We start from the raw sequence: 21,844 nt of genomic DNA, 5'->3' as shown, positions 1-21,844 counted from the left end.
GTCACAAAGATACGAGGTGGTGCCGGTCACACGCCGGACTGTCGGACCGTGCGCCGAACGGTCGGCTGATGGCGACGAACGGGACTACAGCTCTCGCTCTCGGTCGCGACCGACTCCTAGTCGTTCCGGTACGTGCAGCCTGGTGAAGATGCCGCCGACGTCAGCTGGAATCGATTTCGCCGTCGCCTTGCTGACCACGTACATCAACCCGAACGCGAGCGGCACGCTCACCGCAGCCGGATAACCCAGAATCGCGGCAGCCCAGCCTCCCCACCACGACTCCGGGACGCCGAACACCGACAACGACGCAGCAACGAGGGACACCGTTCCGCCGCCGATCAATCCGGCTGCAGCGCCCGCAGGGGTCAGTCCGCGCCACCAGATTCCGAGGACGAGCAGCGGGCACAGCGTCGACGCCGCTACCGCGAACACCAGTCCGACCGTCCGCGACAGATCGAGAGACACCAAGCCGAGCGACAACGCCAGTGGCACGGCACCTGCGAGCACCGCTGCGATACGGAAGTCGCGGACCCTCCCCGCCAGCACGTCGGTGCTCAGCACCCCGGCGATGCTCACCAGCAACCCCGACGACGTGGACAAGAACGCGGCAATCGCACCTGCGGCGACCAGTGCGGCCAGCAACTGACCGGGGATGCCGGACAGCACCGAACCGGGTAGCAACAGAACAGCGGCGTCCGACGCACCGGTGATCAGCAACTGCGGCACGTATAGCCGCGCGAAGACCCCGAGCAGAGTGGGAAACAGGTAGAAGATTCCCAGGAGGCCGAGTACGGCAAGGGAGGTCAAGCGCGCAGCCCGGCCGTCGGGATTGGTGTAGAACCGCACCAGCACGTGCGGCAAACCGAGAGTGCCCAGGAACGTCGCCAGGATCAACGAATACACCTGGTACAGCGGGTGCATCCCACCGAGCCCCCGCCCGGGCTGCGCCCATTCCGCATCGGTCGTGGGCGCTCCTGCGACGACCGGCACAGCGGAGCCGGCGTCGAGTATCAACGACGTGCCCTCGCTGAGCTCGTGGGTGCCGCCGCCGAGGCGTTGCCTGCCGTCGACGCTCACTCCGTCGACCGTGCCACGGACAGTGACGTCGATGGGCGAATCGACTTGCACCAGAACGTCGGTGGTGATGTCGACGGTGGTCGACCGATCCACCGTCGGCGGCGCCGGGCTACCGACAGCGCGGTCGTCGGCGAAGAAGTGCAACGCGAGGACGAGTGCAGGGACGGCGACGGCCGTCAACTTCAGCCAGTACTGAAACGCCTGCACGAAGGTGATCGAGCGCATTCCGCCGCCGACGACGTTGGCGATGACGATGAGGCCCACCACCGCTGCACCCACCCAACCCGGCACTCCCAGGAGGATGTTGAGCGTCAGTCCTGCGCCCTGGAACTGCGGAACCAGGTAGAGCGCACAGATGATCACGACGACCAACATCGCGAGGGTACGTAGTCGCCGTGAACCGAGCCGGAACTCGGCGAAGTCCGGAACGGTGTACGCGCCACTTCGACGTAGCGGGGCTGCCACGAACAGCAGTAACCCTAGGTATCCAGCGGTGAATCCGATCGGATACCACAGGGCGTCGGCGCCGTACTTGGCGATCAGACCTGCAACCCCGAGAAACGATGCAGCAGAAAGGTACTCCCCTGATATCGCAGCAGCATTCCATCTCGGGCCGACACTGCGCGACGCCACGAGGAAATCCGAGGTGGTTCGGGCGAGCCGGACTCCGTAAATACCGATGGCGACGGTCGCCGCAGCTGCCAACAGCAGCGCGACCACCGTCACCACGGGTATGGACTGGCCGTTCACCTCGGGTGGAACCCCTCTTCCTCAAAGCGCGGTGCTTCACGCGGACATTACGTCACGAGCGCACCGCGCTACCCGAGATCAGAGCAACGGGGGTAGGGCAGGCGGATCGGACGCTAATCGTCCACCAACTCCACGAACTGGTGCTCGATTCGCTCGGCCTGCCGAATATAGATCCACCCGACACCGATCAGAAGCGGGTAGACCAGAACGCCGAGCACGATCCACGGCAACCTGACTCCGAACAGTGTCGAGTCGCCGAACGCGGGAACCAGCAACGCCAACAACGGAATCGAGAACAGAACTGCCAACGTCAGCAACGCCAGGCGAACCGACAGCCACAGCTGAGCCCGCACGAGTGAGCGGACCATGGCGTCCCCGACCTCGGTGTGCTCCTGGACTTCCACCCGGGTCCTGACGATTCTCGCGCCGCGCCGCGAGGCCAACACGACGCGCTCACGTCGAGGGCTCGTCATCTGTTGGACCAGGACTGCAGGGGTCCGCGGACGAGACGTTCCTTGAGTTCACGAGTGTGCCTGCGACTCACCGGAAGTTCCACCGCTCGTAGATCCCCGGTTCGCCGGAGGCACACCACCAGCCCCGACCCGACGCTCTTGATTCCGGTCACCAACGCCAACGAGACCAGATACGAACGGTGCACACGGAGGAATCCGGCGTCGGCCCAGCGACTCTCCAGCGTCGAGATCGGGATTCGAACGAGGTGCGAGCCGCTGCTCGTGTGCAGCCTGGCGTAATCGCCGTCGGCCTCGACCCAGCCCACGCTCGCACGCTGCACCAGTGTGGTGGTTCCGCCGAGTTCGACGGGGATGATCTCGTCGGACGCCGGGGTTTCCTGAGGTTCGGCGCGCCGACCCGCTGCGAGGATGCGTCGCAGCGACTCGGCCAATCGGTCTTCGCGCAGCGGCTTGAGCAGGTAGTCGACAGCACCGAGGTCGAAAGCCGCTACCGCGCGGTCGTCGTGTGCCGTCACGAACACCACCGCGGGAGGTTTCGCGAAGTTCGACAGAATTCCCGCCAGTTCCAACCCGTCCAGGCCCGGCATGTTGATGTCGAGGAACACTGCGTCGATCACGGGTGCCGACGGACCAGCAGGCTGCTGCAGACGACGCAGAGCCGTCGTCGCGTCCAGTGCCGTATCGACCTCGGCGACGCAAGCCTGCCTGCTCAGAAGAAACGCGATCTCGTCGAGCGCCGGCCGCTCGTCGTCGACGGCCAGCACCACGAGGGGCCTATCCGCAGAATTGCTCACAACGTGCTTCACTCTGCCAGACCTCCCGTCATGCCCGTATCCCTGCCTTGAACTTCGGCACTCGCATGCTGACCTTGGTGCCTGCGCCAGGAGCGGTGTCGACCACGAGACCGTAGTCGTTCCCGAACGCGGCCCGCAGCCGATCGTCGACATTGGACAAACCCACATGGGCTGCCTCGTCGGAGTCGAGTGTTCCCGAGCGCAGAAGCTCGGGGTCCATCCCGACCCCGTCGTCCTCGACGCTGATAAGGCAGTCGGTGCCCTCGTCCGCCGCGACGATGGTGATGGTTCCGCCGCCCGAACGCCCGGCGATACCGTGGCGGACGGCGTTCTCGACGAGCGGTTGCAACGCGAGGAAAGGCAAAGCCACGTTCAGCACCTCGGGTGCCACCTGGAGGGTGACCTGCAACGTGTCGCCGAACCGCGCGCGTTCGAGCGTGAGATAGCGATCGATGTTGCGCAGTTCGTCGGCGAGCACGGTGAACTCGCCCGAGTTGCGAAAGGAGTACCGCGTGAAGTCCGCGAACTCCAGCACGAGTTCGCGGGCTCGATCGGGATCGGTTCGAACGAACGACGCCACGGTTCCCAGCGCGTTGTAGATGAAGTGCGGACTGATCTGCGCGCGCAAGGCCCGGACTTCGGCCCGGTCGAGACGGGCGCGGGAGGCGTCCAGTTCGGCGAGTTCGATCTGCCCGCATGCGTACCGTGCGACCTCGGTGATGGCGCCGAGCATCCCCGGGCCCGGTGCGGACCTGGCCACTACTCCCAGCACACCGACGACCCCCACATCGTCGACGAGCAACGGTTGGGCGATCAAAGCCCGCACGGGGTCGTCTTCGCCCAGAGGCCGCATCAGCAGTACACGTCGTCCGCCCTCCACGGCCCGTGTAGCGGCCGTACGAAAGGTCTCGATCAGCTCTTCGTGCGGACCGCTCCACGTGAGCAGCTGTGCATTGGCGTCGGCAATTCCGAGCGCATCGCCCCCGGTGAGAGCGTGCAGGTGGGGCGCGGCCTCGGCCGCTGAATCACGATCGAGTCCTCGGCGCAGCGGCCGCGCTGCCAACGACGCCGTGTGCAGAGTCGAGTGCACCGCGCGCTCCTCAGGAGTGGTCAGATCACGTCGTCCTCGCAGACTGATGACGGCAACGGCGACGACTGCGCACGCGACGAGTACCGCGAACCACAGGAGAGCGGAGGTCATCTACGGCTGCCGCTCGGCATCGAGCTGCAACACAAGTGATCTCGGTGCGACGGTGCGGTAGGCATCCTCGACGATGTCGGCGACATCCTCCCAATCCTGCTCGACGTCGAGGTAGACGCCGATCCAGCCGCGTCCACCGAAGTACGGAGGCGAGAAGAATCGAGTGGGGTCGCGATCGATCCAATCCTGCTGCGCCCCTGCAGGTGCCGCTGCATAGAAGCCGACCCGGTCATCGTGATGCTGGTCTGCGAACATGACGAATTGCGGGGCCTTACGAACGAACCAGGCAGGCTCCCCGTGACTGACGCGCTCGGTCGCCTCGGGTAAACCCATACACAAGGCCCTCACCATGGCCAGTGGATCCTCGGTCACGTTCTCACCCTCTTCCGCAGGTGTTCGGAGCAGAAACGCCCGCGAAACGGTCGGTCACCCAGTCCACTCCGACCTGGGTGGCGGCCTGATCGGAATGTCCCTGGGCCCGTTCGGTCCGCAGGTCCACGACGTCACCCATCGAGCATGCCCTCCCTACGGCGTCTTGTGTCCATTTCGGATCGACCAGCTGGTCCAGATCGCCGACAAGTGCCATCAGCGGCACCGTCGTCGACGTGCGCGGGAGTGCGACGGACTGCAACCAGTCGACCATCGCGATTCGGGACGCCTCGGTCTCGGGAGCAGCGTCGCGAGGCAGCAGACGCGTCGCTGCTTCGGCCTTCTGAACGCCGAGGAGGTCGGTGCATGCAGTGAGCGCCCGCTTGTCGATCTCGAGCGCACCCCGGATGTACTCGGACTCCTCCACATCCGGCTGCCGGTGCTGCAGACCTTCCACGAGGAACGGCGTCAACAATATCTGCGGAAGCGTAAGTGATTTCGACAGATCGAACATCGGAGCCAGATCGAGTACAGGCGACAGCGCAGCAGCACCCGTCAACTGGAGGCCGTCACCGTAGTCGACGTCCTCGGCAGCAGCCCAGACCGCATGTCCGCCCTGTGAATTACCGATCCCTGCCCATCTGGATCCGGCCCCGGGAACGACGTTGCGTGCGGCTCGAACGGCATCGACGACGTTGTGAGCCGCGGCGTCGGGATCGAGGTAGGGATGAGGTCCGGGCGTGCCGATGCCTTCGTAGTCGGTCACGGTGACGACCATTCCTCGTTCCAGGAACGGTGCGACGACGCCGATGGTTCCGAGCAGGTTGGGATACAGCGACGGTGCACATTCGTCGGTGACACCGGTGGTGCCGTGACCGACCGACACGATCGGCCAACCGCCGACTGGCGCTTGCCCCCTCGGCGTGAAGACCACTCCCGACACCTCGGTTCCGGTGGCGCCGTCACCCGAGGTGGATCGATAGAGCACGCGTGTCGCGGTGGCGCCGAGGTAACGCACAGCGAAATCGGTGTGGCCCATCTCCACCTGCTCGATGATTGCGCCGCGTTCGTCTCCAATGGGTGCCCGTGGTGCCGTCTCGGTGGGTGTTGTCTCGGCCTGTGGCTGAGCACAACTCGCAACAAGAAGCGCAGCGGCTACGGCGAGAACTTTCCTCACTACCGATTCCGCCGTTCGATTCGGGCTTCCGCGGCCGCCTCTTCGACGTCGAGGCCACTCAGAACCGCACGCAGAATTTCGTCGTCGAGTTCGCCGGCGTCGCGGGCGGCGACAAGCGCGCTGCGCTGGGCACCGAGAACGTTCCGGCGCAGCGTGTCGAACAGAGCACCGGCAGCGGCGATTCTCTCCTCGTGGTCCTCTGTCTCGTCGGCGTCGAGTCTGGCTCGAACCGAGCGTCGGACACGTTCGAGAACGGCTTCGACGGATTCCTTGCTCACGCCCGCAATACCGTGCGCTGCGGCGTCGGACAGGTAGGTTTCGGCCGCCGATCGCGAAATGGACCGTGCGAGTGCTTGCTGAGCGTCGGTCTGCTGCTTTTCCAACGGGTCCGCGACGTCGAGCCTTCTGATCAGCAGCGGCAACGTCAGACCTTGAATCACCAAAGTCCCGACGGCGACGACGAACGCAACGGCTTGAATGACGGCCCGCCCCGGGAACGGATCGCCGGCAACGGTGGCGAGCGGCACACCGGACGCGGCGGCGAGCGTCACCACCCCGCGCATCCCCGCCCAGGACAGGACGAGATTCTGCTTCCACGTCAGGCCCATGGCGTCGGAAGTCTCGGTGCTCTTGCGCCGAAGAGATTTTCGTACTGCTGCCCGCCTGCTGGTGTTGACGAAGATCCACGCAGGCCGAATCGCGATCACCACCGCGAGTATCAGCAGGGCGTAAGCGAAGATGTGCAGCACGGGCAGTCCGTCGCGTTCGACTTCCTGAATCACCGACTTCAGCTGCAGGCCCATGTACGCGAACACGAAGGCTTCGAGCACCAAGTCCATCAGCGGCCAGACCTGACGTTCCTGAATGCGTGTCGTCACCGCGACGTCGGCAGTGACGCGTCCCAGCACGAACCCAGCGGTGACAACCGCCAGCACACCGGACGCATGAATTTCCTCGGCCGCGAGATAGGCAGCGAACGGGAGAACGAGGCCGAGAACGGTTTCGAGCGCCGAATCCTGGATGCGAGACCGCACGAATCGGACGATGCGCGAGAGGATGAGTCCGACGATCACGCCGCCGAGAATTTCGTAGGCGAAGAACAGCACCGGCGAGTGGATCTCGATCCTCTTGCCTGTCACCGACGCCACTGCCAGCGTGAACAGGGTCAGCGCCGCGGCGTCGTTCACCAGGCTTTCGCCGGTCAGAATGGCCATCATGCGTGAGGGGAGGCCGAGTTTGCGGCCCACGGCGATGGCCGCAACCGCGTCGGGAGGAGCAACAACCGCGCCGAGTACGAGGGCGGCGCCGAGGGTGAGCTCGGGGACGAGCCAGTTGGCGAAGTAGCCGACGGCAACGGCCGTCACGATGACCATGACGATCCCGAGCCTCAGAATATGGCCGAGATTCTTGCGGAAGCTGACGAACGAGAAGTCCAGCGCCGCGGAGTACAGCAGCGGAGGTAGAACGACGCCGAGGATGAGCTCGGGGGCAAGCGTCACCTGCGGAACGCCCGGAACGAACGACGCAATCGACCCGACTGCGACGAGCACGAGCGGGACCTGCAGGTCCAAGCGCTTGGCGAAGCCCGCGACCGCGACAGCCGCGATCACGACGAGAAGTAGTACCGGTCCGTCCACGAACTAGATCATGCCGTCAGCTGCGTCCCCGCGCGCAGCTGACTCGCACATGAGTCTTCAGGGCTTGTCCGGAATTGCCTTCTTGGCGGCGTCCTGGACCTTGTCGACTTTGTCCGCGTACTTGCCGCCGGTCTTGTTGTCGATGAAGTCGCCCGCCTTGTCCACGACGTCTTCGATCTTGTCGGAGTTCTCGGCTGCGAGCTCCTTGCCCTTGTCGACGATCCCCTTGAGGTTGTCTGCGAAACCCATGATCGCTCCAATTTTCGCGTGATTGTGATGGCGAGAAGTAGCTTACTTCGCACCGGCAGCGAACAGGGATCGCTTCTCACCCTTCACCGCTGCGCTGATCCACCAGGCGGCTTCGACCAGCGCGATCCCGATGGCTCCGATGACGAGGGCCGACGTCGTCAGCGCGATGTTCGACGGGTCCAGCTTGAAGAAGGTTCGGCAGAACGGGATGGTGAAGAGCGCGAGATACCCGACGACCGATCCTGCGATCAGCACGATCTTCCACCACACGTACGGCCTTGCGACCACCGCGAGAACCCACACCGCGATCATGATCAGCGTGATCAGTGCAGTGGTGCTGGCTTGCGTGATCTGCTGCTCGGTTGCCCCTGGTCCTTGGTAGGCGAGCAGGAAGGACACGAAGGTCGCGACGCCGACTATCAATCCCGACGGCACAGCCAGGCGCATGACGCGGGGGACGAACCCGGTCCTCGCCCGCTCGTTGTTGGGCGCCAGCGACAGCACGAAAGCTGGAATACCGATGGTGAACCATGCCGCGATGGTGACGTGGCGCGGGAGGAACGGGTACGGCAACGGATCGAAATGGAAGACCTGGGACAGCACGCCCGACACACCGATCAGGAACGCAAGAAGCACCGAGTAGACAGTCTTGGTGAGGAACAGATTGGAGACGCGTTCGATGTTGCCGATCACTCGTCGGCCCTCGCCGACGACGTACGGCAAGGTGGCGAACTTGTTGTCCAGCAACACGATCTGCGCGACGGCGCGCGTCGCCGCGCTTCCTGATCCCATGGCGACGCCGATGTCGGCATCCTTCAGAGCAAGTACGTCGTTGACGCCGTCGCCCGTCATCGCCACCGTGTGACCGCGTGACTGCAGGGCACCGACCATGCTGCGTTTCTGGTCGGGCCGTACGCGACCGAAGGTGGTCGAGTTCTCCACGGTGTCGGCGAGTTCCTCGCTGTCCTCGGGGAGGTTCCGCGCATCGATCGGGTTGCTGTCGAGACCGAGCGAACCTGCGACGGCACCGACCGACACTGCGTTGTCGCCCGAGATGACCTTGACTGCAACGGATTGACTGGCGAAGTAGTCGAGTGTCTCGCGAGCGTCCGAGCGCACCTTCTGCTCGAGAACGACCAACGCCCTCGGCGTCACTGTCGCTGGCGCATTGTCGTCGTCGACGGGCTTGTCGCTGCTGGCAAGCAAAAGCACACGAAGTCCAGCCGAGCCGACTTCCTCTGCCTGACGGGCGATGTCGGAATTCGGATCGAGCAGAACGTCCGGCGCTCCGAGGAGCCAGTTTCCGTGCTCGCCGTAGGACAGGCCGCTCCATTTCTTCGCCGACGAGAACGGCGCGACGGCGGTCTCCGTCCAGCCCGGTTCGTCGGGAAACGCCTCGCCGATAGCGAGGACGCTTGCGTTGGGGCGCGGGTCGTCGTGGGCGAGTGCGGCGAGCACCTTCGTCAACGTGCTCGTGTCGCCGTCATCGGTGACCCGCAATTCCGACAAACGCATACCGTTCTCGGTCAGCGTGCCGGTCTTGTCGGCGCACACCACGTCGACCCGGGCGAGACCTTCGATGGCGGGCAGTTCCTGTACGAGGCACTGGCGTTGGCCGAGCCGAATGACACCCACGGCGAACGCGATCGACGTCATCAGGACCAGACCCTCGGGAACCATCGGCACGAGTGCCGCGACCATCCCGTTCAGTGCAGGCCCGAGTGACTGTCCGGACGAGAACAGCTGGTTGTAGATGATCAGTGCTCCGGCCGGAATCATCAGGTACGTGATGAATTTGAGGATCTTGTCGATCCCGCTGCGCAGTTCGGAATGTACGAGGGTGAACTTGCTGGCCTCCTCGGCCAGTTTGGCTGCGTAAGCGTCCCGACCGACCTTCGTCGCGCGGTACGCACCACTGCCTGCGACGACGAAACTTCCGGAAAGTACCTGCGCGGCAACAACTTTGTGCACTGCATCGGCTTCACCGGTGAGTAGAGACTCGTCCACTTCGAGGCTCGACGCCTCGACCACTTCCCCGTCGACGACGATTTGATCGCCCGGGCCGAGCTCGATGAGGTCACCGAGAACCACCTCGTTCGGCGCAACTTCGTGCGCCACTCCATCGCGCCTGACGACAGGTTTGCTCTGCCCGACGATGGCGAGTTCGTCGAGCGTCTTCTTCGCACGGATCTCCTGGATGATGCCGATGCCGCTGTTCGCGACAATCAAGAGACCGAACATGCCGTCGACGATCGATCCCGTCGACAACACGATGATCAACAGAACACCGAGAATCGCGTTGATGCGGGTGAAAACATTCCCCCGAACGATGTCCTTGACGGACCTACTCGCGCGAGCCGGTACGTCGTTCGACTTTCCCTCGGACCGAAGCTGCGCTACCTCCGCTTCGGTGAGCCCGCTCTCCCGCTGTGCGTCCGTCTCGATCGACATACAGGCAGCCTAATCGGGGTCATTCCGCAGGCTCCACTCCTGCCTAATCGGGCCTCACCCGAGTCGTGCCCACCATCGATCGTCGACCGCGCCGCGAGAGGCGTCGATTCGCTGGCCAGGCATCGGGACAACCGTCGTCACCCCGACGTTCTCGGCCGCAGCCTTCAAGCGCACGATCGGCTCCGACCACGGGTGGAACGCCAGATTGAACGTCGCCCAGTGAACCGGTACCAACACGTTGCCTCCTAGATCGCCGTGCGCACGGACGGCTTCCTCGGGGTTCATGTGAATGTCGGCCCACCGCGGGTCGTAGGCGCCGACCGGCAGCAACGTCAGATCGAACGGCCCGTACTTGGCGCCGATTTCGGCGAACTTGACGGTGTAGCCGGTGTCGCCGCCGAAGAACACGCGGTGCTCCGGACCTGCGAATGCCCACGACGCCCACTGCGTCAGGTCGCGCTTGAGCCCACGGCCGGAGAAGTGCCTGGCCTCGGTGCAGGTGATGGTGAGGCCAGCTACCTCGGTCTGCTCGTCCCAGTCGAGTTCGATGATGCGGTCCTCGGGAATTCGCCAGTGCCGCAGATGTGCGCCGATGCCGATCGGGACGACGAACGGCGCGCTCTGCAGGCTCGCCAGAGTCTGAATCGTCGCCTTGTCGAGGTGGTCGTAGTGATCGTGCGAGATGACGATCGCGTCGACCTGCGGCAGTGCATCGAGCGGCACCGGTGTCGGATGAAGGCGCGACGGTCCGACGGTTTGCGACGGCGATACACGGTAGCTCCATACCGGGTCGGCAAGAATGCGCCGTCCGTCGAGTTCGATGAGCACCGACGAATGGCCGTACCAGGTAACGGCGGTTTCCCCGGCGTCGACCGGCGCGATGTGCGGCGCAAGAGGAATCGGTTGCTGCGGTTTCCCCTGAGCCCGACGCTTGAGGAAGGACACCAGAATGGACTCGTCGCCGCCGCCGGTGAAGCTCGAACTGGCCTCGGTGTTGTGGAACCGTCGATTGCGATAGCGCGACGACGCACCCGCATACGGTGCGATCTTGGCGCTCGTCGCACCGATCTGAGCGGGCAGTCCCCATGTCGCTCGTGCCAACCACGCGGCACCTGCAAGCCCGAGGGCGATCGGCACGATCTTCGAGTTCGTCACCCCCGCCAGAGTAGGTCAGCCGAAGTGGTCGGGCAGCGCGCTCGGACGATCGTTAGGCTGCCCTCATGAACCTTCGCCGCTGCGCTGCCGTAGTCGCAACCGCCTCGGTTGCGCTCCTGTCCGTCGTTGCCTGCTCGACCGAGCGCACTCCGGTCGAGCCCGGCACACCTCCGTCGAGCAGCGCTTTTCCCGTGTCGGTGCCCGGCGCGCTCGGTTCCGCCGAGATTACGGAGCAGCCGAACCGTGTGGTCGCGCTGACCTGGACCGACGCCGATATCGTGTTCTCACTCGGCGTAACGCCGATCTCGGTCCAGAAGGCGCAGACCGACTCGGGCTATCAGCCCTGGTTCGAAAGCGCCGTCGGGGCGGGCGACTTGCCGCCCGTCTGGGACGGCACCGACGGCGGCGTCTCCGTCGAGGAGATCGCCGCGTTGCAACCCGACCTCATCGTCGCGACGAAGGCGTTCAACCTGGATCGAACGTACGAGCAGCTTTCGCAGGTCGCCCCCGTAGTGCACTTCGCAGACACCCCGTCTTCGGAGACCTGGCAGAGCGCCACGACCACGGTTGCCGCTGCACTCGGGAAGTCCGAGAAAGGTGAGCAGGTCGTCGGCGACACCGAATCGCGCATTGCAGACGCCGCCCAGCAGAACGGCGCGCTGGATGGAAAGCGCTTCACGTTCTTCGTCGGACCCACGGCCGAGTCGGTGTACGTGGTCAACTCGTCTCAGGACGCCGGGGCGAGCTTCCTCGACCAGTTGGGGATGGCGCCGACCGAGTTCGCGACGTCGCAACCGGTGAGCACCATCCCCGGTCGTGCGCAGATCAGCTACGAGCTCCTGTCCCAGACGGACGCCGACGTGGTGATCGCAACCGGGCGTCCGGGCACGGTCGAGGAGCTTGCCGCAAGGCCTGCTGCGGCGGCACTACCTGCTCTCGTCCGGGGCGCCGTCGTGGAGCTGTCACCGACGCAGGCACAATCGATCGCGTTCCCATCTCCACTGAGTCTCGGCTGGGCCCTGGACGAGATAGTCCCCCGGCTGGACGCCGCCGCGCAGAAGTAACCTTGCACTACAATTTCTGCGACGGTTTTGCCCTAGAAGGAGATCGCACACACTCATGACCACCGAACAGCGGGAATTTCAGGCCGAGACGCGCCAGCTCTTGGACCTGATGGTTCACTCCATCTACTCCAACAAAGACAGCTTCCTTCGAGAGCTCGTGTCCAATTCATCCGACGCGCTCGACAAGCTGCGACTCGAGTCCTACCGAAACAAGGACCTCGACGTCGATGTCTCCGACCTACACATCGAGCTCGACATCGACAAAGAGGCGCGGACGCTGACCATCCGTGACAACGGCATCGGCATGTCGCGCGAGGAGGTCATCGACCTCATCGGCACGCTGGCCAAGTCCGGCACCGCCGAGGTGCGCAAGAAGCTGAAGGAAGCCAAGGACGCCGCGGCGTCGGAGGAGCTGATCGGCCAGTTCGGTATCGGCTTCTACTCGACGTTCATGGTCGCCGAGAAGGTCTCGCTTCTCACGCGCAAGGCCGGGGAGTCCACCGCCACTCGGTGGGAATCGTCGGGTGAGGGCACCTACGAGATCTCGGACGTCGACGATGCACCGCAGGGCAGCTCGGTGACGCTTCATCTCAAGCCGGCCGATGAAGAGGACCATCTCCACGATTACGCCAACGAGCGCAAAGTCAAAGAACTGGTCAAGAAGTACTCCGACTTCATCGCGTGGCCCATTCGCATCGACGTCGAGAAGCGGGTCAAGTCCGAGGAAGAGGGCGGCGAGGACACCGTCACCATCGAGACGGAGACCGTCAACTCGCAGAAGGCGCTGTGGACTCGCTCGAAGGACGAGGTGTCCGACGAGGAGTACAAGGAGTTCTACAAGCACGTCAGCCATGCGTGGGACGAGCCCCTCGAGGTCATCCCGTTCAAGGCCGAGGGCACCTTCGAATACCAAGCGCTGCTGTTCATTCCGTCGCAGGCACCATTCGACCTGTTCATGCGCGAGGGCAAGGGCGGCGTGCACCTCTACGTCAAGCGCGTCTTCATCATGGACGATTCCGAGGAGCTGTTGCCGGAATACCTGCGGTTCGTCAAGGGCGTGGTCGACGCAGCCGACCTCTCCCTCAACGTCTCTCGCGAGATCCTGCAGCAGGACAGGCAGATTCGCGCAATCCGCCGGCGCCTGACGCGCAAGGTTCTCTCGACGATCAAGGAACTGCAGAGCGAGAACGCCGAGAAGTACGCCACCTTCTGGTCGCAGTTCGGCAAGGCGCTCAAGGAAGGCCTGATCTCCGACTCGGACAATCGCGAGACCCTGCTGACCGTGTCGTCGTTCGCCTCGACCAACAGCGAGGAGGGCGTGACCACCCTCGCCGAGTACGTCGATCGGATGAAGGACGGACAGGAGCAGATCTACTACATGACGGGTGAATCTCGTCAGCAGATCGAAAGCTCCCCGCACATGGAGGCGTTCAAGGCCCGCGGCATCGAGGTCCTGCTGCTGACGGACTCGGTCGACGAGGTGTGGGTCGGCAACGTCCCCGAGTTCGACGGAAAGTCGTTCCAGTCCATCTCGAAGGGCGAGGTCGACCTGGACACCGAGGAAGAGAAGAAAGAAGCCGAGTCCAAGCGCGAGGAGCAGGACAAGGACTACGAGGAGCTACTGAAGTGGCTGACCGAGACGTTGAGCGAAGACGTCAAGGAGGTTCGCTTGTCCACCCGTCTGACCACCTCGCCCGCGTGCGTCGTCGGCGATGAATTCAGCTTCTCCCCGCAGCTGGAGAAGATGTACAAGGCGTCGGGCCAGTTCGTTCCGACGTCCAAGCGCATCCTCGAACTCAACCCGACGCACGATCTGGTGACCGGGCTCAAGAAGGCTCGCGAGGATCGCAGCGACGATCCCAATCTGGCAGAAACGGCCGAATTGCTCTATGCGACGGCTCTTCTCGCCGAGGGCACCGAGCTCAAGGATCCGGCTAAGTTCTCACGGTTGCTGGCTGATCGGTTGACCAGGACGGTGTAGGCGGCTCCGCCGCCAGTGGCATGGTTAAGCGCCCTCTGGGGCACTTAACCATGCCACTGGCGCGTGATGATCGGCGCGGGTTGGTGGTCCACAGACACCGGAAGGTGGTGCGCGCCTCGTCCTCTTCGGAACCGCAGCGTGTTGCACTGTAGGAATGACCGACACACTCTTGATCGACAGGCGCGGCGACGTCGTCGTCTGGACCCTGAACAACCCCGAGGCGCGCAATCCGATCTCCGAGGGCGACACAATCGATGCGCTGGAAGACGCCGTAGCGGCAGCCAACCGCGATCCCAGCATCCGAGTCGCGATCCTCACCGGTGCCGGATCCGCGTTCTCCTCCGGTGGCAACGTCAAGCACATGCGCGACAAGCAGGGCATGTTCGGCGGTAGCCCGGCTGAGCTGCGACAAGGGTACCGCCACGGCATCCAACGCATCCCGAAGGCGTTGTACCACTGCGAGATTCCGACGATCGCAGCCGTTAACGGTGCCGCAATCGGGGCCGGATGCGATCTGGCGCTGATGTGCGACCTTCGAATTGCCTCGACGACAGCGAAGTTCGCCGAGAGCTTCGTCAAGGTCGGCATCATCCCCGGCGACGGCGGCGCGTGGCTTCTCCCCCGCGCGGTCGGCATGGCGCGAGCGAGCGAAATGGCCTTCACCGGCGAAGCGATCGATGCCGCGACCGCGCTCGACTGGGGACTGGTATCGCAGGTCGTCGAACCCGAAACCCTGCTCACCGCAGCACACGCTCTAGCCGATCGAGTCGCCGTAAATCCACCCCAGGTCCTGCGGATGACCAAGAAGCTACTGCGTGAGGGCCAACATCAGAGCCTGGAGTCACTGCTCGAACTATCGGCCGCCTACCAGGCCATCGCGCACACCACCGCCGATCACACCGAGGCCGTCAATGCCATGCTCGAGCGCCGCGATCCGAATTTCGAGGGCCGGTAAACGCTGGCCGGCCGGTAAACGCCTAGTGGCATGGTTGAGTGCCCTACAGGGCCACAACCATGCCACTAGGTTACTTCTGTTCCGGCAGAATATGCTCGCCGGTCTTGTCCGTACTGAGTGACAGCGAGCTGATGTAGAGAATCTCCCCTTCCGACCCGATCTTGTTGGAGCGGATCATGTCGGGCCGCTCGAACTCCATGCCGGATACGTGGCACAGCAGTGTTTCGTCCGACGGGTTCCCGTGCTCGTCGAACATGGGCAGGTCGATTCCGTCGTCGGTGCGCCGGAGGTAGTACTTACCCTTGGTTGCCACAGCGATCACGGGCGGCAACACGATTGCCAGAACCAGTGCGACCATCGGAGAGTAGGGCTTGATTGCATCGCCGAAGCCCCCGAAGAACACCAGGATCGACAAGCCTGCCGCGACCAGCATGGACACGAACCCAACAGGGTTGAAGTTGTACAGCATGCCCCGCCGGAACTCGGGCACCTTGGGCGAGAGCTTCAGGATGTACTTGTTGAACACGATGTCCGACGCCACCACGGCGATCCAGGCGATACCGCAGTTCGCGTAGAACCCGAGGATGTCGTTGAGGAAGCTGAACATGTTGGCTTCCATCAGGATCAATGCGATCGCAAGGTTGAACAGTACGAAGACCATGCGCCCCGGGTACGTCTTGGTGATGCGGGTGTACGAGTTGGTCCAGGCAAGCGAGCCCGAATACGCGTTGGTGACATTGATCTTGATCTGGCTGATGACCACGAGGATCACGGCGAGCGTCATGGCCAGCCAGCCAGGCATGAAGTTCTCGTAGATCTCGAGGAACTGATGCACCGGTTCGTTGGCGATGGATGCGCCGTCCGCGACGTTGGCGATGAGGTACACCGCGAGGAACAATCCGACGACCTGTTTGATTGCGCCGAAGATGACCCAACCCGGTCCGGCGAGAAGCACTGCCGTCCACCACCGTCGCGAGTTCTCAGGGGTCTTGGGCGGCATGAATCGCAGGTAATCGATCTGCTCGGCGATCTGCGCGATCAGCGACAGACACACACCTGCGGCGAGCATGACGGACCCGAAGTTGACGCCCTTGCCGTCGGCACCGTCCTGACCACCGAACGCGAAGAATTCGCCGACGGAATCAGGGTGACTGAAGACGAGGTAGACGAACGGAAGCACCATCAGTACGAGCCACAACGGCGTCGTCCAGACCTGCAGTTTCGCAAGCGCTTTCATGCCGTAGATCACCAGCGGAATCACCATCAGGGTCGACACCGCATACCCGATCGGCAGTGGAATGTTCAGACCCAGTTCCAGGCCCTGCGCCATGATCGAGCCTTCGAGCGCGAAGAAGATGAAGGTGAAAGTCGCGAAGATGACATTGGTGACGACAGACCCGTAGTATCCGAATCCGCTTCCACGCGTGATCAAATCGAGGTCGATGTTGTACCGGGCCGCGTAGTACGCCAAGGGCAGACCCGTCAGGAAGATGACGACGGCGAACACGAGGATGCCCCACAGAGCATTGCCGGTGCCGTAGGAGATGCCGATGTTGGCGCCGATCGCGAAGTCGGCGAGGTAGGCGATTCCGCCCAGTGCGGACGTGGCGACGACGCCTGTGCCCCACTTGCGGTAGCTACGCGGCGCAAAGCGCAGCGTGTAGTCCTCTAGCGTTTCCTTCAGTGCCGTATCTGTCGGCGCGGGCTGCACAGCGGTCATGGGAAGAAGGTAGAAGCGTCACGTGTCGCCCACGTCACGCAAAGTACAGGTGCTGTTACGCAGACCGACAAACAGGATTAATCGGGCGCTGCTAGCCGTCGCGGACCCCCACCCGAGGCATCTACCAGCAACTGAAGGAACCAGCCGAGAATCGGCGCGCGCATGATCCAGCCAAGAAGCGCCCACCCGAGGGATACGTGTTCCAGCGCCCCGCCGATCGCACGTGTCCCGGTGAGCGTGACCGCCCCCTCATACTGGATCCGGCGCAATTCGTCGGGGTGATCCTCGGCAGGCCGAACGACGAGTCCGACCGGTTCGGTCCGCTCGAACCACGGCCCGACCGTCGAGCAGGGGTCGCAGGTGACCGACGCGTACAGCGTGCCCGACGCCTCCGCGGTGGGTGACCATCGCGGAATCCAGTCCCGCACCGACGCGCGATAGTCGATCCACGCCGAACCGAACCGCTCCGACAGTTGCTCGTGCTCGTGCCAGGCCGCAAGACCCGCACTGAATGCCGCGCCGACGACCGCCGCGGCGGCGATGACGGGTTCACGAAACACCACGGCAGCGATCAGCAACAGGGCAACCGCGGATATCTGCATGGGGTTGGCTACGTACGCGTACGGACCGGTGGTCACCAGCTTCTTCGGAGGATCCCACGGGTAGGGGGTTCCTCCCCCGACAGCTGCGAAATCGGCAACGGCGCGCAGCGCGACGATCGCGATCACCACCCCGATCTGAATCATCACCGAGTCGAGCACACCGCCCACGTCGCGGATCCGGTCGAACCAGCCGAGTCCGTCGACCTCGAACGCCACTGTCGGGATGCCGAACCCGAGCACGGCGCCGAACAGAACAACCTGCATGCTCGCCCGCACGCGAAGCGCGCGCTCCGCCGCGGTCGAGACACCGAGAACCACGCCGGGGATCAACGCACACACGACCGCACTCAGCTCGCCCCACCACCACGTCGACGTCAATTCGACCAGCGGCTGCAGACTTCCCATGGCAACAACGTCCGCAGCCACGAGAACTCCGACCGTCAGCGGCGGTCTGATCCATTGCATCAGCAGGATCGGTACCGCTCCCCACAACGCCGCCCATCCCAGAATCACGTCAACGGGCACCGCTGCCCACATCAGGCCGTCGGTTCCGAAGCTCCACCAATGCTGCTGCACTGCAAGCGCATTCACCAGAAGCAAAGTCAGGAAGTTCCACAGCAGCGCGAGAAACGCAGCGCCCTTGACCCTCGGCGTCGCAGTGAGCCACAACCCGCCGGTGACCACGATCGGCACCAGTACCGCACCGGAGCGAAGCACCTCGATCGACAGGCCAGTCTGGTGGTTCACCGCGGCAAGTCGAGCGAATCGAGGAGATATGCCGCGGCTCGCTCGGCGACGAACTTCTCGATCGGCCCGAAGTACCACGCGGGTGCCAGTTCTCGGGTGTAGGACAGGTCGAGCTCGACGGCGGTATGCGAGGGATCGACTGTGTGCCAGCTGATATCGGCGACGTTCCAGGTCAACCACGACGCGATGGGCGTGGAGTCGTCGACAACACGCAGTCGCGCTGAATTCGGTGTACGGCCTTCGACTTCGAAGGTCAGCTCGGTCGAGTCCTCTCCCCAATGATGCTCGGACAGAAAAGGAAGCCGATGATGCGCACCCGAGAACGCGACAGTGCGGCGCGCACCGACGTCGAATGCACCGCCGCTGTCGTTCAACGGCTGCGGAAACCCCCAGCTCAACACACCAGGCAGGTCGGCGTCGAAATTCACGGGCCGTTCCCAGGCCGACTCGACAGCAGCAGGACTCGCCGCGACCACCCGATGCGCAGACACGGTCGTGGCGCCGGGCAAGGTCGTCGCAGGTACGACGCCCTCCATCGACGCCAGCACGACGAGCACGGGAATCGCCATCACTTTCAGACCGTCGTGTCTACGTACCTTGTCCACCGCCACGGCGACGATCGCACCGACCAGATAGAAGATCGGCGCCGCCAGAATGACGCAGATGAAGCCTTCGCCCAGCAGCATCATCGACATCAGCAGCAGAACCGTGATCACCTTCATGACGATTCCCACAGCGCTGCGACTGGGGGCCGAAAGCACGACGACAACGGCGATGACCGCAGGAATTCCTACGTAGAACGCTGCCGACTGCGTCGTGCCGGTTTCTTGCAGCACATATCTGACGAACACGGCGGCCGCGAACGCCAGGACAATGCCCACGAGAATGTATTGAGCGGACGTGGGCTTCCGCTTCACCGGACCCGATTCGACCTCGTCGCCGTGCTCCATGGGAAGAGCGAAGCACACCGACCGATCGTTACTCTCTCCGGGTCTTCATGCAGTGAGCAGGGAGAAGTTGGTCAATTCTGCGCGCAACTGATTCATCGCTCGATGCTGCGCGACGCGCACTGCACCGGCGCTCATACCGAGGGCGCGACCTGTCTGCGGTGCTGTCATCCCCCACACCACGCGCATCAGCACGATCTTCCGGTGCCTCGGTGGGAGGGTGTTCATCAAAGCCTGTGCATGGCTCCGAAATTCGCCCTCGATTGCGTGTACCTCGGGAGAATCGGCGGTGAACGGCTCCTCGGTCACCATATCGAGCGAATAAGCGCGGCGCAGTGAGGCTTTTCGGCCCGCATCGGCCAGCTTGTGCGCTGCAATGCCGTAGACGAAGGCCATGAACGGTTTACCGAGATCACGGTACTTGGGGATCGCAGACACGAGCGCCAAGCACACGTCCTGTACGACATCGTCGGGCGCGACCTCCGAATTGATCAAACGTGTTGCGCAGTAACGCTTCAACTTCGGTCGGACCAATGCGATCACGTCGGACAGCGCCGCTTTGTCCCCGCCCACGGCCAGGGGAACCCGCGTCTGAAGCATCTCCACGATGTCGATCTCCGTCATCGCCATGTCCTCCTTGGCTCGCCCTGCGCCTTGTGTGTGATTCGATCCTGCGGCGTCCTCGGTTTGGCCGGTACCCACCTCAGGGTGAAAGAACCCACCCCCTCGGCAGCGGCACGCCACCCCTCGGGGAGGGTCGCACTACTTCCACGAGACCGGATGATTCAAGGGGAGTAACGCCAGGACCAGCGCAGACGAAACTCCTTACACATCTGCAGGCAGCATCGGAGACGACCATGAACTATCGGAACCATGGACGAAGCACCGTCGTCACGGACGACGGCACAGCCCTCGCCGTGTACGAAACCGGCGCGCCCGACGCCCCGATGACCGTCGTCTTCACCCACGGGCACTGCCTGGCCAAAGAGTCGTGGTTCGACGTCCGTAGCCACCTGCAGCGCACGTGGGGCGACGACGTTCGCATGGTGTTCTACGACCACCGCGGGCACGGTGCGTCCGAGGCAGCGGCCACCGATTCCTACACGATCGAACAGCTCGGGCGCGATCTCGGAGCCGTCGTGCGCACCATGGTCCCTACCGGACGCTACGTCGTCGTGGGTCATTCGATGGGCGGCATGACGATCATGTCCTTCGTGCGGCAGCACCTCGGTGAGCTGGGAGGACGCCTGGTCGGGGTGGGCCTGGTTGCGACAGCGGCCCACGGTATCGCCGAGGAGGGCCTCGGCTCCTGCCTCGCGCACCCGGTGGTCTCGATGTTCCGATCCGTTGTTCGGCGCGCACCGCGCGTCATGAGCACATCCAAGCGCTTGAGCAGGGGAATCTGTGCGCCGATCGTGCGCGCAGCCGGCTGCGGATCGCGCAGAGTGAGTCCCCGCGTCGTCGCATTGGCGTCCGCAATGCTCAACGAGACGTCCGTGGTGACGATGGCAGGCTTTCTCGGTTCACTGCACGAATTCGACGAGTCGAAGTCCTTGCCGGCTCTGGCCGTGGTCCCGACGATGGTGCTCTGCGGGTCGGACGATCTGATGACGCCGCCCAGGCATTCGCAGGCGATCGCCGACTGCCTACCTGCAGCCCGCCTGGTCACCGTCGAGAACGCAGGTCACATGGTCATTCTCGAGCGCGCCGCCGACGTCGCCGATGCCATCGCCACTCTCGTGGCACAAACGGGCCTCACAGCTCGGAGGGATCTCACAGGTCGCACGCATCTCACAGCGCAGCTAGAGGTCGCGCTGTGAGATCACGCCGCTCTGCAAGGCCCGCTCGGCCAATCGGACGCGCTTGACGTTTTGCGGGAGGTCCTCGACGCCGAACTTGGCGAACAGAACGCGCAGATGCGTCTTGACGGCGTCGACGCTGAGGAAGAGTTCTCCCGCGATCTGCTGATTCGACGACGGGTTCGCGAACGTGGCGTTGTGCTTGTACGGTCTGCACAGAGCGACGAGAACCCCGCGCTGTGTGTCGGTAAGCGATCTGGAGCTCGGCATCTCGGCGGCGATTCTGGTTGCTTCGTCCCCGACTCCCGCAAGATCATGGAACGTGAGCAGCGACGATCCGATTCTGATGGTGTCACCGTGCCGCAGCCGTCGTCTTCCCGTCAGTCTGTCGCCGCCCACGTAGGTACCGTTGCGCGAGAGTCCGTCGTCGACGATGGTCCAGTGCCCGCTCATCCATTCCACGGCCGCGTGTAGTCGCGACACCTCGCTGTCGCCGGGAAACGAGACGTCGGCATGCGTCGATCGTCCCAGTGTGTAGCGCTCACCGGCGGGCGACAACGGAATCTCGCACCGTGTGCCGTCGACGTCGGTGTACTGCAGACGCGGCTCTTCGGGCGGTGTCACGTCCCCTCCCTCCGACAGGTAGAGGTCATCATAACCGCGAAAATCGGCCCCGCTCGCGAACTGCGCGAGCGG

The 21,844-nt window shown here is 63.9% G+C and carries 19 protein-coding genes; 4 read left to right on the top strand and 15 right to left on the bottom strand.

The window, feature by feature from the left end; genetic code table 11:
• Positions 1–84: 84 nt before the first annotated feature.
• The 10 genes from D8W71_RS10245 to D8W71_RS10200 all read right to left on the bottom strand — a co-directional run bounded on the left by D8W71_RS10245 (position 85) and on the right by D8W71_RS10200 (position 11,333).
• Positions 85–1,827, bottom strand: a complete 1,743-nt coding sequence (locus tag D8W71_RS10245) for a sodium/solute symporter (protein WP_121113196.1) — start codon at positions 1,825–1,827, stop codon at positions 85–87.
• A 113-nt stretch (positions 1,828–1,940) separates the two neighbouring features.
• Entirely contained in the window at positions 1,941–2,300 is a 360-nt protein-coding gene (locus D8W71_RS10240; RefSeq protein WP_121113194.1) for a hypothetical protein, read from the bottom strand.
• Positions 2,297–3,106, bottom strand: a complete 810-nt coding sequence (locus D8W71_RS10235) for a LytR/AlgR family response regulator transcription factor (protein WP_236077825.1) — start codon at positions 3,104–3,106, stop codon at positions 2,297–2,299. Before D8W71_RS10235 ends, D8W71_RS10240 begins: the two co-directional genes overlap by 4 nt.
• A gap of 16 nt (positions 3,107–3,122) precedes the next feature.
• The gene (locus D8W71_RS10230; protein WP_121113192.1) at positions 3,123–4,295 is read right to left on the bottom strand and encodes a sensor histidine kinase; all 1,173 of its coding nucleotides are present in this window, start codon (positions 4,293–4,295) and stop codon (positions 3,123–3,125) included.
• Entirely contained in the window at positions 4,296–4,646 is a 351-nt protein-coding gene (locus D8W71_RS10225) for an MmcQ/YjbR family DNA-binding protein (protein WP_121118938.1), read from the bottom strand.
• A gap of 25 nt (positions 4,647–4,671) precedes the next feature.
• Positions 4,672–5,841, bottom strand: coding sequence for a lipase family protein (locus D8W71_RS10220; protein WP_121113190.1), 1,170 nt, complete (start codon positions 5,839–5,841; stop codon positions 4,672–4,674).
• On the bottom strand, positions 5,841–7,478 hold the full coding sequence (locus D8W71_RS10215; protein WP_121113188.1) for a Na+/H+ antiporter: 1,638 nt from the start codon (positions 7,476–7,478) through the stop codon (positions 5,841–5,843). The genes D8W71_RS10220 and D8W71_RS10215 overlap by 1 nt, the downstream gene beginning before the upstream one ends.
• Positions 7,479–7,535: 57 nt before the next feature.
• Positions 7,536–7,727 carry an antitoxin gene (locus D8W71_RS10210; RefSeq protein ID WP_121113186.1) on the bottom strand — a complete coding sequence of 64 codons (192 nt, stop codon included), beginning with the start codon at positions 7,725–7,727 and terminating at the stop codon, positions 7,536–7,538.
• Between the two features lie 42 nt (positions 7,728–7,769).
• On the bottom strand, positions 7,770–10,178 hold the full coding sequence (locus D8W71_RS10205) for an HAD-IC family P-type ATPase (RefSeq protein ID WP_121113184.1): 2,409 nt from the start codon (positions 10,176–10,178) through the stop codon (positions 7,770–7,772).
• Between the two features lie 54 nt (positions 10,179–10,232).
• Positions 10,233–11,333: an MBL fold metallo-hydrolase gene (locus D8W71_RS10200; RefSeq protein WP_121113182.1), complete on the bottom strand. Its 1,101-nt coding sequence runs from the start codon at positions 11,331–11,333 to the stop codon at positions 10,233–10,235.
• A gap of 65 nt (positions 11,334–11,398) precedes the next feature.
• On the opposite strand from D8W71_RS10200, the gene D8W71_RS10195 reads away from it, so the two are divergent.
• The 3 genes from D8W71_RS10195 to D8W71_RS10185 all read left to right on the top strand — a co-directional run bounded on the left by D8W71_RS10195 (position 11,399) and on the right by D8W71_RS10185 (position 15,333).
• Positions 11,399–12,397: an ABC transporter substrate-binding protein gene (locus D8W71_RS10195; RefSeq protein ID WP_121113180.1), complete on the top strand. Its 999-nt coding sequence runs from the start codon at positions 11,399–11,401 to the stop codon at positions 12,395–12,397.
• A 55-nt stretch (positions 12,398–12,452) separates the two neighbouring features.
• A complete protein-coding gene (gene htpG, locus D8W71_RS10190) occupies positions 12,453–14,378 on the top strand; it encodes a molecular chaperone HtpG (protein WP_121113178.1) in 1,926 nt (641 codons plus the stop codon).
• Between the two features lie 154 nt (positions 14,379–14,532).
• Positions 14,533–15,333, top strand: coding sequence for a crotonase/enoyl-CoA hydratase family protein (locus tag D8W71_RS10185; RefSeq protein ID WP_121113176.1), 801 nt, complete (start codon positions 14,533–14,535; stop codon positions 15,331–15,333).
• 70 nt (positions 15,334–15,403) lie between these two features.
• Here the strand turns inward: D8W71_RS10185 and D8W71_RS10180 are convergent, their stop codons facing one another.
• From D8W71_RS10180 to shbA, 4 genes are all read right to left on the bottom strand, one after another.
• Positions 15,404–17,053 carry a purine-cytosine permease family protein gene (locus D8W71_RS10180; protein ID WP_121113174.1) on the bottom strand — a complete coding sequence of 550 codons (1,650 nt, stop codon included), beginning with the start codon at positions 17,051–17,053 and terminating at the stop codon, positions 15,404–15,406.
• Between the two features lie 77 nt (positions 17,054–17,130).
• On the bottom strand, positions 17,131–18,402 hold the full coding sequence (locus D8W71_RS10175; protein ID WP_121113172.1) for a methyltransferase family protein: 1,272 nt from the start codon (positions 18,400–18,402) through the stop codon (positions 17,131–17,133).
• Positions 18,399–19,352, bottom strand: coding sequence for a hypothetical protein (locus D8W71_RS10170; protein ID WP_236077824.1), 954 nt, complete (start codon positions 19,350–19,352; stop codon positions 18,399–18,401). The genes D8W71_RS10175 and D8W71_RS10170 overlap by 4 nt, the downstream gene beginning before the upstream one ends.
• Positions 19,353–19,397: 45 nt before the next feature.
• Positions 19,398–19,973, bottom strand: coding sequence for an RNA polymerase sigma factor ShbA (gene shbA / locus D8W71_RS10165; RefSeq protein WP_121118934.1), 576 nt, complete (start codon positions 19,971–19,973; stop codon positions 19,398–19,400).
• Between the two features lie 233 nt (positions 19,974–20,206).
• On the opposite strand from shbA, the gene D8W71_RS10160 reads away from it, so the two are divergent.
• Complete coding sequence (locus D8W71_RS10160; protein WP_121113170.1) at positions 20,207–21,169, top strand: alpha/beta fold hydrolase; 963 nt, start codon at positions 20,207–20,209, stop codon at positions 21,167–21,169.
• Here D8W71_RS10160 and D8W71_RS10155 read toward each other — a convergent pair.
• A complete protein-coding gene (locus tag D8W71_RS10155) occupies positions 21,152–21,772 on the bottom strand; it encodes an FHA domain-containing protein (protein WP_121113168.1) in 621 nt (206 codons plus the stop codon). The genes D8W71_RS10160 and D8W71_RS10155 overlap by 18 nt on opposite strands.
• Positions 21,773–21,844 lie beyond the last annotated feature (72 nt).

It is taken from the genome of Rhodococcus sp. P1Y (assembly GCF_003641205.1).
Taxonomy (GTDB): domain Bacteria; phylum Actinomycetota; class Actinomycetes; order Mycobacteriales; family Mycobacteriaceae; genus Rhodococcoides.
Note: the sequence above shows the minus strand (reverse complement) of the source record. Positions and strands in the feature narration are given on the sequence as shown.